The sequence below is a fragment of the Actinomadura citrea genome (assembly GCF_013409045.1).
GTDB lineage: Bacteria > Actinomycetota > Actinomycetes > Streptosporangiales > Streptosporangiaceae > Spirillospora > Spirillospora citrea.
Genome location: NZ_JACCBT010000001.1, coordinates 3076097 through 3089546, shown reverse-complemented (window position 1 = coordinate 3089546; position 13450 = coordinate 3076097). Strand labels below are relative to the sequence as shown.

Sequence of the window (13450 nt, the reverse complement as noted above, 5' to 3'; positions counted from 1 at the left end):
GGGTTCCCCACGATGTTAGGGCCAGAAGTCTAGCGGGCACGATGCCCTTCACCCTGACGTACGCCCGACGACGTGCGCTCCAGCCGCGCTGCGACGAGGTCCCACACGACTTCGGCGAGCGCCTCCTTGGCCCCGCGCGGCACCTCGGTGCGCGACCCGTCGGCGCCGAGGATGACCGCGGCGTTGTCGGGGCGGCCGAAGGTCAGGTTCTCGCCGACCTGGTTGACGACGAGAAGGTCGCTGCCCTTGCGGGCGAGCTTGGCCTGGCCGTTGGCGAGGACGTCGTCGGTCTCGGCCGCGAATCCCACGACGACCTGGCCCGGCCTCCGGATCCTGCCCAGCTCGGCCAGGATGTCGGGGTTCTTGACGAGCCGGATCGGCTCGGGCTCCGCCCCCTCGGTCTTCTTGATCTTGGAGCCGCGGTAGCCGGCCGGGCGGAAGTCGGCGACGGCGGCGGCCATGACGACCGCGTCGGCCGATCCGGCGGCCTCCACGACGGCCTTGCGCATCTCCTCGGCCGATCCGACGGCGACGATCTCGGCGCCCGCCGGGTCGGGCAGGGCGACGTTCGCCGAGACGAGCGTCACGCGGGCGCCGCGGGCCGCGGCCGTCCTGGCGAGGGCGTGGCCCTGCAGGCCGGACGAGCGGTTCCCGATGAAGCGGACGGGGTCGATGGCCTCCCGGGTGCCCCCGGCGGAGACGACCACGTGCCGTCCGGCGAGGTCGCGTCCGGCGGCGCCGCGGGCCAGCACGTGCCGGGCGACCTCGAACAGCTCGGCGGGGTCGGGCAGCCGGCCGGGCCCGGTGTCCTTGCCCGTGAGGCGCCCGGACGCGGGCTCGACGACGACGGCGCCGCGCTCCCGCAGGGTCGCCACGTTGGCCTGCGTGGCCGGATGCTGCCACATCTCGGTGTGCATCGCGGGCGCGAACACGACGGGGCAGCGGGCGGTGAGCAGGGTGTTGGTCAGCAGGTCGTCGGCGAGGCCGTGGGCCGCCTTGGCGAGCAGGTCGGCGGTGGCCGGGGCGACGAACACCAGGTCGGCCTGCTGACCGAGCCGGACGTGCGGGACCTCGGCGACGCCGTCCCAGACCCGCGGGGACACCGGCTTGCCGGACAGGGCGGCCCAGGTGGGCTCTCCGACGAAGCGGAGCGCGTCCGCGGTCGGCACGACGGTGACGTCGTGGCCCGACTCGGTGAGCCGCCGGAGCAGCTCGCACGCCTTGTACGCGGCGATGCCGGCGCTCACTCCGAGCACGACGCGCGGCTTGGGGGAGGTCATAGGGCCCACGATCCCATCAGGTGCCGCCCGCTCTCCCCCCGGGGTGCGCGTATCCGCTCCGGGGCCTGCGGACGGCCCCCGGAGAACGCTGCGGACGCGGCCATCGGCGCAGGCGGCGGGCCGACGAGCGGCACCGGCCGCCCCGGAAGCCTCAGCCCTCGATGGGCTCGGCGTTCAGCAGGCCCTCGCGCGTCTCGCGGAGCGCGATCGACAGCGGCTTCTCCTGGACCTGCGTCTCGACGAGCGGGCCGACGTACTCCAGCAGGCCCTCGCCCAGCTGGGCGTAGTAGGCGTTGATCTGCCGGGCGCGCTTGGCCGCGATGCTCACGAGGCCGTACTTGGTGTCGACGACCTCGAGGAGCTCGTCGATCGAAGGGTTGGTGATGCCCTCGTTGCTGGCTGCCACTCGGTGGCCTTCCGTAGATTGAACAGGCTACTGGTCAGCCATCAAGGCTAGCAGCTCGTCGCACACGTCCTGCACGGACGTGTTGACGAGCGTGACGTCGAACTCCTTCTCGGCGGCGAGTTCGACGCGCGCCGCGTCGAGGCGGCGCTCGATGACCTCGGGGGGCTCGGTGCCGCGTCCGGTGAGGCGGCGGACGAGCTCCTCCCAGCTGGGGGGGGCGAGGAACACCAGGCGCGCCTCGGACATGGACCGGCGGACCTGCCGGGCGCCCTGGAGGTCGATCTCCAGGAGCACCGGCTCGCCGCGGGCGAGGCGTTCCTCGACGGGCCGGCGGGGGGTGCCGTAGCGGTTGCCCGCGAACTCGGCCCATTCGAGGAGCTGCCCTTCGGCGACGAGCCGGTCGAAACCGGCGTCGTCGACGAAGAAGTACTGCACACCGTCGGTCTCACCCGGGCGGGGAGCCCGGGTGGTCACCGAGACCGACAGCCACACCCGGGGGTGTGAGCGCCGGATCTCGGCGACGACCGTGCTCTTGCCGACGCCCGACGGCCCGGACAGGACCGTCAGCCGCCGCGCGAGCGGGCCATGCGGCCTGGAGTCCTCCGGCGCAGCGATGGGTGCGCCGGAGCCGGGCGGGATGGTGCCGTCTACGGGTCGCCCCGAGCCGGCCGCGGCGGCCTGACCGCCGCGCCCGCCCGTGAGTCGCGCGTCAGCGGTTCGCACTTCCGCCGAACTCACGCTCCAGGGATGCGCGCTGGTTGGCGCCGAGGCCCCGCACACGGCGGGACTCGGCGATGCCCAGGCGCTCCATGATCTGCTTCGCACGGACCTTGCCCACACCGGGCAGCGATTCCAGAAGGGCCGACACCTTCATCTTTCCGATGACGTCGTCGGACTGACCCTCTTTGAGAACCTCGGCGAGCGAGGTTCCCCCGTGCTTCAGCTTGTTCTTAACCTCGGCCCGCTCCTTGCGAGCCTTGGCAGCCTTCTCAAGGGCTGCGGCGCGCTGTTCGGGGGTTAGGGGCGGAAGAGCCACGCCGGGTCACCTCAGGTTTCCACTCGACGGAGTCGGACGGGTTGGGAAACTAGCGAGTTCACCACCCATAAGGCAACGTGAAGTGCCGTTTAGCCCGCCACAAATTCACGAAAATCACTCCTCGGAGTGTCCTGAATACAGAGTGTACCCAACTCGGACCCCTCGGGGCCGCATCCCCTTGCCTTGCTGGGACTTTCGCATGATCGTGAAAATCCGCCCATTCTGACCGCAAATGTGGCACCCGGTACCGCCTCGCCGCTGCACTTCGCGCCCCCGGACGGCCGGGCCGCCACGGTCCCGCCACCGCCCCCGCGGGCCCCGCCGGAGGGCGGTGGCGGGGCCTCCCACAAATGATCCCGACCGAGTGACACTCGTCACGCCACGCCGTTCCGCACGTCGCCCCGGCACCGTTACTGTCATCCTCGACAACACCCGCCAAGATCGTCCGCTCGGCCCGGAGGACACCCGCACCGCACCAGCTCCCCCCAGCCCGCCGCCAGGGCACCCCATGGACGCGGAGACGCCGGCCGTCCCGTCCGGAGACTCCCCCCGGTCCGGAATCGCCCCTCCGCGTGAACGAGTTCGCCGTTCGGCACGTATCGCAATGCGACGACTCCGTCCCGGCATTCGCATGCGACTAAAACCACAATCGCGATCGCCCACGCCACAAAACTCACACGCACAAAGCGGTTCTGTGCGCCCGCGCACCAATGGCGCGCCGAGCATGTCCCCGCGCGGGCGGCCGTGCCCACTCGGGACGTGCTCGGGGCCGCGTTCAGGCCGTGCCGGCGGACGTGCGGCGCAGCGCGGCGGCGATGGCGGCCGCGGCGGCGCCGGGATCGGGGGCGGCGGTGATGGGGCGGCCGATGACCAGCAGGTCGGCGCCGGCGGCCAGGGCGTCCTCGGGAGTGGCGACACGGGCCTGGTCCTGGTTGCCGGAGCCGGCGGGGCGGACGCCGGGCGTGATGAGCGTGATGTCCGGGCCGACCTCCGCGCGGACGGCGGCGGCCTCCTGCGGGGAGCACACGAGGGCCTGAGCGCCAGCCTCGACGGCGAGGACGGCGAGGCGGCGGACGGCGTCCGGGGCGGGCCCCGCGAGGCCGAGGGCGGCGAGATCGGCGTCCCCGAGGGACGTCAGGACCGTCACCGCGGCGATCTTGGTGGCGGGGACGGCCTGCACCGCCTCGCGGATCATCGCGGGCCCTCCGGCGGCGTGCACGGTCAGGTAGGCCGGTTTGAGGCGGGCCACGGCGCGGGCGGCGCCGCGGACGGTGGCGGGGATGTCGTGCAGCTTGAGGTCGAGGAACACCTGGACGCGGCTGGCGCCCCGCACGCTGGCGACGACGTCCGGCCCATACCGCAGGTAAAGCTCCAGGCCCACCTTGACGGTGGAGACGTGCGGCGTGACCAGGGTGGCCCAGCGCGCGGCCGTCTCCAGGTCGGGCGCGTCCAGCGCGACGGCGATAGGGGCGGCGGTCACAGCTTCTCCTTCTCGGGTTCTTGCCGGCGCACCTGGGGCGGGACGTACCCGGCGGGCTTGTGCGCGAGGCCGACGGCGTCGGCGAGGCGGCCGATGCGGCGGGCCGCGAGCGCCTCCTCCAGTTCGCGCAGGACGCGCGGGCCGGCTGCGGGGTCGTGGAACAGGGCGGTGCCGACGGCGACGGCGGAGGCCCCGGCGAGGATGAACTCCAAGGCGTCCAGGCCGGTGGCGATGCCGCCGACGCCGATGATGGGGGTGGTCGGCAGCGCGGCGTGCACCTGGTAGACGCAGCGGACCGCGACCGGCCGCACGGCGGGCCCGGACAGGCCGCCGGACACGCCCGTGAGGGCCGGACGCAGCGTCTGCGGGTCGATCGCCATGGCGTCCATGGTGTTGATCAGGGTGAGGCCGTCGGCGCCCGCGTCGACGCACGCGAGCGCGATGGTGACGATGTCGGTCACGTCGGGGGCGAGCTTGGCGAAGACCGGGACGCCGGGCCGGGCGTGCGCGCGCACGGCCCGCACCACGGACGCGGCGGCGGCCGGGTGCCAGCCGAACATGCGGCCGCGGTCCTCGACGTTGGGGCAGGCGACGTTGACCTCGATCGCGGCGACGCCCGGGACGTTGCGGAGGCGGCGCGCGAGGTCGCCGTACTCCTCGACGCTGCTGCCCGCGACGGACACGATCGTTCGGACCTCCTGCTCGATGAGCCAGGGCAGGTCACGTTCCAGGAAGGTCTCCACACCGGGGCCGGGGAGGCCCATGGCGGTCAGGAGGCCGCTCGGGGTCTCGGTCACACGCGGTGTGGGACGTCCCGCGCGCGCTTGCGCCATCACCGACGTCGTGACGAACGCGCCGAGGCGGGTGAGGTCGAAGAACTGGGCGAGCTCCCGACCCGTCCCGCCGCACCCTGAGGCCGTCAGGACGGGATTGGGCAGCTCCAGCGGCCCGAGCGTGGTCGTGACCCGGTCGCTCACTGCGAGCCCCCTTCAGAGACGCTCAGGACGCGCGGCGCGCCGAGCGCGTCGAACGGGATGGTGCCGAGGTCGCCCCAGCGGACGCGGTCGCCGCGCAGGACGGGCCCGTCCGCGCAGGCGCGGACCATGCGGGTCACGCCGTCCTCGCCGTGGACGGGCAGCATGCACGTCATGCACACGCCGATGCCGCACGCGCCCGTCTGCTGGAGGAACTCCTCGACCGACACCTGCGAGGGCAGGCCGAAGTCGCCGGCGATCTGGGTGACCGAGCGCAGCAGGGACGTGGGGCCGCAGCCGTAGACGACGTCCGCGCCCGTCTCCTCGATGACGCGTGGCAGCACGTCGCGGACGGTGCCCCGCTCCCCCATCGACCCGTCCTCGGTGACGACGGTCGAACTGTCGCCGATGCGCTGCGCCATGCGGGACCCGAACACCTGCCGGGCCGAGGCGCCGGCGAGCACGAAGTGCACCCGGCAGCCGCGCCGCAGCAGCGAGTCGGCCAGTGCGAACACGGCCGCGCCGCCGGGCCCGCCGCCGACGAGCAGGCAGGTCACGGGGTCGCGGGGCAGCCGGAAAGGGCGGCCGAGCGGTCCGAGGAGGTCGATCTGGTCGCGGGAGCGACGGCCGGCGAGCCAGGCGGTGCCGGGCTCGGTGTCGGCGAACACCAGCTCGACGGTGCCGCCGTAGTCGGACTTGACCTCGTGGACCCCGATGCACCGGCGCACCAGGCGGGAGGTGTGCTCGCCGCCCACGGCGAGCGCCACGAACTGGCCGGGCCTGAACCGTTCGGCGATGGCCGGGGCCACCAGCGTCATCGCGCGGTAGTCCTGCACCTGGCGGACCGTCAGAACCGTCGCCGAGGTCTGCACCGGCGTGTCGGACACCCGTCTCCCTCTCCTCATCGCGTGCGCCGGGCCGGCCGGGCGGCGTCCTCCCCGCCCGGCCCGCCCGGTCCTGTCAGCCGGGCGACACGGCGCCGTCCCCGTCCGGGGCCGCCGCGCCGTCCGCGCCGTCCTGGCCGGAAGCGCCGGCCCGGCCGTGCGCGCCGCTGAGCCGCTCGGCGTGCTCCTGGAGGGAGCGGACGCCGACCTGGCCGCCAGCGACGGCCTCGATGCCCTGCACGGCCGCCCCGAGCCCCTGGACGGTCGTCACGCACGGTACGCCCCGCAGCACGGCCGCGGTACGGATCTCGTAGCCGTCGAGCCGCGGCCCGGACTGGCCGGGGCTGCCGAAGGGAGTGTTGACGATGAGGTCGACCTCGCCGTCCAGGACGCGCCGCACGATCGTGGGCTCGCCGGACGGGCCCGGACCCTCGCTGTGCTTGCGCACGATCTTGGCACGCACGCCGTTGCGGCGCAGGACCTCCGCGGTCCCTTCCGTGGCAAGAATCTCAAAGCCCAGGTCAGCCAGGCGCTTCACGGGGAACACCATGTGCCGTTTGTCGCGGTTCGCCACGGACACGAACGCGCGCCCCTTGGTCGGCAGCGACCCGTAGGCGGCCTGCTGCGACTTGGCGAACGCGGTGCCGAACACCTCGTCGATGCCCATGACCTCGCCGGTGGAGCGCATCTCGGGGCCGAGGACGATGTCGACGCCCTGCCCGTGCTCGTTGCGGAACCGGTCGAACGGCAGGACGGCCTCCTTCACCGCGATCGGCGCGTCCAGCGGCAGGGTCCCGCCGTCGCCGGCCTCGGGCAGCAGGCCCTCGGCGCGCAGCTCGGCGATGGTCGTGCCCATCATCACGCGGGCCGCCGCCTTGGCGAGCGGCACGGCGGTCGCCTTGGAGACGAACGGCACCGTGCGGGAGGCCCGCGGGTTCGCCTCCAGCACGTACAGGACGCCCGCGGACAGCGCGTACTGGACGTTCATCAGCCCGCGCACGCCGACGCCGCGCGCGAGCGCCTCCGTCGACTCGCGGATGCGGCGGATGTCGTCGTGTCCCAGCGTGATGGGCGGCAGGGCGCACGCCGAGTCGCCGGAGTGGATGCCGGCCTCCTCGATGTGCTCCATCACGCCGCCGAGGTACAGCTCCTCGCCGTCGAACAGGGCGTCCACGTCGATCTCGATGGCCTCGTCCAGGAAACGGTCGACCAGGACGGGGTGCTCGGGGCTCGCCTCGGTGGCGCGGGCCATGTACGACTCCAGCGTGGCGTCGTCGTACACGATCTCCATGCCGCGCCCGCCCAGCACGTAGGACGGGCGGACGAGGACGGGGTAGCCGATCTCGGCGGCGATCTCCCGGGCCTCCTCGTAGGACGTGGCCGTGCCGTGCTTGGGGGCGAGCAGGCCGGCCCTGTGCAGGACGCGTCCGAACGCCCCGCGCTCCTCGGCGAGGTGGATGCTCTCCGGCGAGGTGCCCACGATCGGGACGCCGGCGTCCTTCAGCTTCTGGGCGAGCCCGAGGGGGGTCTGGCCCCCGAGCTGGACGATGACGCCCGCGACCTCGCCGGACTGCTGCTCCGCGTAGACGGCCTCCAGGACGTCCTCCAGCGTGAGGGGCTCGAAGTAGAGCCGGTCGGAGGTGTCGTAGTCGGTGGAGACCGTCTCGGGGTTGCAGTTGACCATCACGGTCTCGTAGCCCGCCTCGGCCAGCGTGAACGACGCGTGGACGCAGGAGTAATCGAACTCGACGCCCTGGCCGATGCGGTTGGGGCCGCTGCCCAGGATGATGACCTTCGGCTTGGTCCCCGGTGGTACCTCGGTCTCCTCGTCGTAGGCGGAGTAGAGGTAGGGGGTCTGCGCCGCGAACTCGGCGGCGCAGGTGTCCACGGTCAGGTAGACCGGGCGGATGCCGAGGGCGTGCCGGAGCTCGCGCACGACCTCTTCGGAGAGGTTGCGCAGCTCGCCGATCTGCGCGTCGGAGAACCCGTGCCGCTTGGCGCGCAGCAGCTTGTCCTTGGTGAGCGCGTCGTCGGCGGTGCGGATCTCGTCCGCGACCTCGTTGATGGCGGCGATCTGGTCCAGGAACCAGGGGTCGATGCCGGTCGCCTCGTACAGCTCCTCGACGGTGGCCCCCGCCCAGAGCGCGCGCTGGACGTCCTTGAGCCGCCCGTCGTGGGGGCGCCGGGCCGACTCGACGAGCTCGGCGGCGTCGGCGTCGCCCGCCCAGCTGAACGAGGTGCCCTTCTGTTCGAGGGACCGCAGGGCCTTCTGCAGGGCCTCGGTGAAGCACCGCCCGATGGCCATGGCCTCGCCCACGGACTTCATGTGCGTGGTGAGCGTGCCGTCGGCGCCGGGGAACTTCTCGAACGCGAACCGGGGCACCTTCACCACGACGTAGTCGAGCGTCGGCTCGAACGAGGCCGGCGTCTCGCGGGTGATGTCGTTCGGGATCTCGTCCAGCGTGTACCCGACGGCCAGCTTTGCCGCGATCTTGGCGATGGGGAACCCGGTGGCCTTGGAGGCCAGCGCCGAGGACCGCGACACCCGCGGGTTCATCTCGATGACGATCATCCGGCCGGTGCCGGGGTGCACGGCGAACTGGATGTTGCAGCCGCCGGTGTCGACGCCGACCTCGCGGATCACCGCGATCGCGACGTCCCGCATGTTCTGGTACTCGCGGTCGGTCAGCGTCAGCGCGGGCGCGACCGTGATCGAGTCGCCGGTGTGCACGCCCATCGGGTCGAGGTTCTCGATCGAGCACACGATCACCACGTTGTCGTGGCGGTCGCGCATGACCTCCAGCTCGTACTCCTTCCAGCCGAGGATCGACTCCTCCAGGAGCACCTCGCCGGTCGGGGACGCGTCGAGCCCGGCCCCGGCGATGCGGCGCAGGTCGTCCTCGTCGTGGGCGAAGCCGGAGCCGCGCCCGCCCATCGTGAAGGACGGCCGGACGACGAGCGGGTAGCCGAGCTCGCCCGCCGCCGCCAGGCAGTCCGGCATCGAGTGGCAGATGACCGACCGGGCGGACTCGGCGTTCAGGCGCTGCTCGCGGGCCACCTTGGCGACGACGTCCTTGAACCGCTCCCGGTTCTCCCCGGCCTGGATCGCGTCCACGTCGGCGCCGATCAGCTCGACCCCGTACTTGGCCAGGACGCCGCTCTCGTACAGCGCGATGGCGGTGTTGAGGGCCGTCTGGCCGCCGAGGGTGGGCAGCAGCGCGTCCGGCCGCTCCTTGGCGATGATCTTCTCGACGACCTCCGGGGTGATCGGCTCGACATAGGTGGCGTCGGCGAACTCGGGGTCGGTCATGATCGTGGCCGGGTTGCTGTTCACCAGCGTGACCCGCAGGCCCTCGGCCCTGAGCACCCGGCACGCCTGGGTCCCGGAGTAGTCGAACTCGCACGCCTGCCCGATGACGATCGGCCCGGAGCCGATCACCAGGACGGAGTTCAGGTCTTCGCGGCGCGGCATTACCTCGACGCCTCCATCAGGTCGCAGAAACGGTCGAAGAGCCCGGAGGCGTCGTGCGGGCCGGCCGCGGCCTCCGGGTGGTACTGGACGCTGAACGCCGGGCGGTCCAGCAGCCTCAGCCCCTCGACGCACCCGTCGTTCAGGTTCACGTGGCTGACCTCGCCGGGCCCGTAGGGGGTGTCGAACGGCCGGTCGACGGGCGCGTCCACGGCGAATCCGTGGTTGTGCGCCGACACGTCGACCTTGCCGGTCGTCCGGTCCTGGACGGGCTGGTTGATCCCCCGGTGGCCGAACCTCAGCTTGTAGGTGCCGAGGCCGAGCGCGCGGCCGAAGATCTGGTTGCCGAAGCAGATCCCGAAGAACGGCGTCCCGGTGTCGAGGACGCCCTTCAGCACGTCCACGGCGTAGTCCGCGGCGGCCGGGTCGCCGGGGCCGTTGGAGAGGAACACGCCGTCGGGGGCGAGGGCGAGGAGGTCCTCGGCCGTGCTGGTCGCCGGCAGGACGTGCACCTCGCAGCCCCGCTGGGACATCCGGAACGGCGTCATCGCCTTGATGCCGAGGTCCAGGGCCGCGACCTTGTAGCGCCTCATGCCCCACGGCGGGACGACGTAGGGCTCCCGGGTGGAGACGTCCCGGGCCAGGTCCGCGCCCTCCATGGAGGGGCTCTGCCGGACGCGCTCGACGAGGGCGTCCTCCCCGGCCAGGGCGGCGTCCGCGCCGCTGAAGATGCCGGCGCGCATCGCGCCCCGGTCGCGCAGGTGCCTCGTCAGGGCCCGGGTGCCGGGGATGGCGATGCCCACGACCCCCTGCTCGCGCAGCTCGGAGCCGAGCGAGCCCGTGGCGCGCCAGTTGGACGCCACCCGGGCGGGCTCGCGCACCACGTAGCCGGCCACCTGGATGCGGGGCGACTCGGGGTCCTCGACGTTGACGCCGGTGTTGCCGATGTGCGGGGACGTCATCGCCACGATCTGGCGCGCGTACGAGGGGTCGGTCAGGGTCTCCTGGTAGCCGGTCATGCCGGTGTTGAAGACCATCTCGCCGAAGGCCTCCCCCTCGGCCCCGTACGCGACTCCGCGGAACACCCTGCCGTCTTCCAGAACGAGCAGAGCAGGGTTCATTGGAGCTTCCCTTCGAGGACGGTCGGCTTGCCGCGCAGGAACGTCGCGACGACCCGGCCGGGCAGCTCCAGCCCCGCGAACGGGGTGTTGCGGCTCTTGGAGGTCAGCGCGGACGGGTCCACGGCGCGGCGCGGCGACGGGTCGTACAGCGTGATGTTGGCGGGCGAACCTGCCTCCAGCGGACGACCCTGTCCGGAAAGGCGGCCGATGCGGGCGGGGCGGACCGACATGCGGTCGGCGACCCCGGCCCAGTCGAGCAGGCCGGTCTCGACCATGGCCTCCTGGACGACCGGCAGCGCCGTCTCCAGGCCGATCATGCCCATGGCGGCCACGGCCCACTCGGTCTCCTTGGCCTCGACCGGGTGCGGGGCGTGGTCGGTGGCGACGCAGTCGATCGTCCCGTCGGCGAGGGCGTGCCGCAGCGCGGTGACGTCGTCGGCGGTGCGCAGCGGCGGGTTGACCTTGAAGATCGGGTCGTAGGACTCGGCCCTGGCGTCGTTCAGCAGCAGGTGGTGGGGGGTGACCTCGGCGGTCACCGGGCAGCCCTTGCTCTTCGCCCACCGGATGATCTCCACCGATCCGGCCGTGGAGACGTGGCACACGTGCAGCCGCGACCCGACGTGCTGGGCCAGCAGCACGTCCCGGGCGATGATCGCCTCCTCGGCGACGGCGGGCCAGCCGGCCAGGCCGAGCGCCGCGGACATCTCGCCCTCGTTCATCTGGGCGCCCTCGGTGAGGCGCGGCTCCTGGGCGTGCTGGGCGACGACGCCGTCGAAGGCCTTCACGTACTCCAGGGCCCGGCGCATGATGACCGCGTCCGACACGCAGTGCCCGTCGTCGGAGAACACCCGCACCTCGGCGGCGGAGTCGGCCATCGCGCCCAGCTCGGCGAGCTGCTCGCCGGCGATGCCGCGCGTGACGGCCCCGACCGGCTGGACGTCGCAGTACCCGGCCTCGCGCCCGAGGCGCCACACCTGCTCCACCACGCCGGCGGTGTCGGCGACGGGGTCGGTGTTGGCCATCGCGTGGACGGCCGTGTACCCGCCCATCGCGGCGGCCCGCGTGCCGGACTCGACGGTCTCGGCGTCCTCGCGGCCCGGCTCGCGCAGATGGGTGTGCAGGTCGACGAGACCGGGCAGGGCCACCAGCCCGCCGGCGTCGACGACCTCGGCGCCGGCCTCGTCCAGGCCGGTCCCGACCGCGGCGATGGCGCCGTCGCGGACGAGGATGTCGGCGGCCTCGCCGCCGAGGATCCGCGCGCCCTTGATGATGAGGGTGCTCACTGGGGGACCTCCTGGCCGATGGCGGGCTCGGAGCCTCCGAGCAGCAGGTAGAGGACGGCCATGCGCGCGCTGACGCCGTTGGCGACCTGCTCGACGATCGTGGAGCGGACCGAGTCGGCGACCTCGGCGGCGATCTCGACGCCGCGGTTCATCGGCCCGGGGTGCATGACGATGGCGTGGTCGGGCAGCTCGGCCATGCGCTCGGCGTCCAGCCCGTAGCGGCGGCTGTACTCGCGCACCGTCGGGAAGTAGGCGGCGTTCATGCGCTCCTGCTGGACGCGCAGCATCATGATCACGTCGCTCTTCGGGATGACGGCGTCCAGGTCGTAGGACACCGAGCAGGGCCAGGTGTCGATCGCGACCGGCAGCAGCGTCGGCGGCGCGACCACGGTGACGTCGGCGCCGAGCGTGTCCAGCAGCAGGACGTTGGATCGTGCCACGCGGCTGTGCAGCACGTCGCCGACGATCGTGACCTTGCGGCCCTCCAGGTCGCCTAGGCGCTTGCGCATCGTGAACGCGTCCAGGAGCGCCTGCGTGGGGTGCTCGTGGGTGCCGTCGCCGGCGTTGACCACGCTGCCCTGCACCCAGCCGGCCAGCCGGTGCGGCGCCCCGGAGGCGTTGTGCCGGATGACGACGCCGTCCGCGCCCATCGCCTCCAGCGTGAGCGCCGTGTCCTTCAGGCTCTCGCCCTTGGACACGCTGGAGCCCTTGGCGGAGAAGTTGATCACATCGGCCGACAGCCGCTTGGCCGCGGCCTCGAACGAGATCCGGGTACGGGTGGAGTCCTCGAAGAACAGGTTGACGACCGTCCGGCCGCGCAGCGTCGGCAGCTTCTTGATGGAGCGGCCCGCGATCTGCGCGAGCTCCTCGGCCGTGTCGAGGACGAGCAGCGCGTCGTCGCGGCTGAGGTCGGCGGCGGAGATCAGATGGCGGTTCATTCGGCACCCCCCGTCGGGCCGAGCAGCACCGCGTCGCGCCCGTCGTTCTCGTCCAGCAGGACCTTCACGGTCTCGCGCATGGAGGTGGGCAGGTTCTTGCCCACGTAGTCGGCGCGGATCGGCAGCTGCCGGTGCCCGCGGTCCACCAGCACCGCCAGCTGGACGGCGCGGGGCCGGCCGAGGTCGTTCAGCGAGTCCAGCGCCGCGCGCACCGTCCGGCCGGAGAACAGCACGTCGTCGACGAGCACGACGACCCTGTCGTCGATCCCCTCGGCGGGCAGCTCCGTGCGGCCGAGAGCGCGGGCGGGCCGCATCCGCAGGTCGTCCCGGTACATGGTCACGTCGAGCGAGCCCCAGGGCACCGGGCGGCCCTCGACCTCGCGCAGCGCCCCGGCGAGCCGCTCGGCCAGCGTCACGCCGCGGGTCTGGATGCCGAGCAGCAGGACGTCGTGGCCGCCCTTGGTCCGCTCGAGGATCTCGTGTGCGATGCGGGTCAGCGCGCGCCGGATGTCGGGACCCTCCAGAACGGCCTTGGGCCGGGGGTCACCGTCCGCCACGCGATGCTCCTGCCTGAAGGCA

General features: G+C 72.8%; 11 protein-coding genes and 1 pseudogene. All 12 read right to left on the bottom strand.

The genetic code is table 11. From position 1 onward, the window contains the following. Nucleotides 1–29 precede the first annotated feature (29 nt). Complete coding sequence (gene coaBC / locus BJ999_RS14575) at nucleotides 30–1280, bottom strand: bifunctional phosphopantothenoylcysteine decarboxylase/phosphopantothenate--cysteine ligase CoaBC (protein ID WP_179833802.1); 1251 nt, start codon at nucleotides 1278–1280, stop codon at nucleotides 30–32. Between the two features lie 151 nt (nucleotides 1281–1431). Continuing rightward, entirely contained in the window at nucleotides 1432–1686 is a 255-nt protein-coding gene (rpoZ, locus tag BJ999_RS14570; RefSeq protein WP_021597645.1) for a DNA-directed RNA polymerase subunit omega, read from the bottom strand. A 27-nt stretch (nucleotides 1687–1713) separates the two neighbouring features. Beyond that, a complete protein-coding gene (gene gmk / locus BJ999_RS14565) occupies nucleotides 1714–2301 on the bottom strand; it encodes a guanylate kinase (protein ID WP_179838542.1) in 588 nt (195 codons plus the stop codon). A gap of 94 nt (nucleotides 2302–2395) precedes the next feature. Continuing rightward, entirely contained in the window at nucleotides 2396–2722 is a 327-nt protein-coding gene (gene mihF, locus BJ999_RS14560; protein WP_021597647.1) for an integration host factor, actinobacterial type, read from the bottom strand. A 775-nt stretch (nucleotides 2723–3497) separates the two neighbouring features. Then, entirely contained in the window at nucleotides 3498–4202 is a 705-nt protein-coding gene (gene pyrF, locus BJ999_RS14555) for an orotidine-5'-phosphate decarboxylase (RefSeq protein ID WP_179833801.1), read from the bottom strand. Further along, on the bottom strand, nucleotides 4199–5179 hold the full coding sequence (locus BJ999_RS14550) for a dihydroorotate dehydrogenase (RefSeq protein WP_179833800.1): 981 nt from the start codon (nucleotides 5177–5179) through the stop codon (nucleotides 4199–4201). The genes pyrF and BJ999_RS14550 overlap by 4 nt, the downstream gene beginning before the upstream one ends. Next, nucleotides 5176–6063 carry an iron-sulfur cluster-binding protein gene (locus tag BJ999_RS14545; RefSeq protein ID WP_179833799.1) on the bottom strand — a complete coding sequence of 296 codons (888 nt, stop codon included), beginning with the start codon at nucleotides 6061–6063 and terminating at the stop codon, nucleotides 5176–5178. The genes BJ999_RS14550 and BJ999_RS14545 overlap by 4 nt, the downstream gene beginning before the upstream one ends. Before the next feature lie 160 nt (nucleotides 6064–6223). Continuing rightward, nucleotides 6224–9532 (bottom strand): annotated as a pseudogene (gene carB, locus BJ999_RS14540) (carbamoyl-phosphate synthase large subunit); the annotation flags it as partial. After that, nucleotides 9532–10650 carry a glutamine-hydrolyzing carbamoyl-phosphate synthase small subunit gene (gene carA, locus BJ999_RS14535; protein ID WP_179833798.1) on the bottom strand — a complete coding sequence of 373 codons (1119 nt, stop codon included), beginning with the start codon at nucleotides 10648–10650 and terminating at the stop codon, nucleotides 9532–9534. The gene carA and the pseudogene carB, both read right to left, overlap by 1 nt. After that, nucleotides 10647–11933: a dihydroorotase gene (locus tag BJ999_RS14530; RefSeq protein ID WP_179833797.1), complete on the bottom strand. Its 1287-nt coding sequence runs from the start codon at nucleotides 11931–11933 to the stop codon at nucleotides 10647–10649. The genes carA and BJ999_RS14530 overlap by 4 nt, the downstream gene beginning before the upstream one ends. Continuing rightward, the gene (locus BJ999_RS14525) at nucleotides 11930–12871 is read right to left on the bottom strand and encodes an aspartate carbamoyltransferase catalytic subunit (RefSeq protein ID WP_179833796.1); all 942 of its coding nucleotides are present in this window, start codon (nucleotides 12869–12871) and stop codon (nucleotides 11930–11932) included. Before BJ999_RS14525 ends, BJ999_RS14530 begins: the two co-directional genes overlap by 4 nt. Further along, nucleotides 12868–13428, bottom strand: a complete 561-nt coding sequence (pyrR, locus tag BJ999_RS14520) for a bifunctional pyr operon transcriptional regulator/uracil phosphoribosyltransferase PyrR (RefSeq protein ID WP_141577110.1) — start codon at nucleotides 13426–13428, stop codon at nucleotides 12868–12870. Before pyrR ends, BJ999_RS14525 begins: the two co-directional genes overlap by 4 nt. Nucleotides 13429–13450 lie beyond the last annotated feature (22 nt).

Bases quoted from the DNA above. Each gene is read 5' to 3' on its own strand.
- coaBC (WP_179833802.1), bottom strand. From the start codon at position 1,280: ATGACCTCCCCCAAGCCGCGCGTCGTGCTCGGAGTGAGCGCCGGCATC.
- carA (WP_179833798.1), bottom strand. From the start codon at position 10,650: ATGAACCCTGCTCTGCTCGTTCTGGAAGACGGCAGGGTGTTCCGCGGA.
- BJ999_RS14525 (WP_179833796.1), bottom strand. From the start codon at position 12,871: ATGAACCGCCATCTGATCTCCGCCGCCGACCTCAGCCGCGACGACGCG.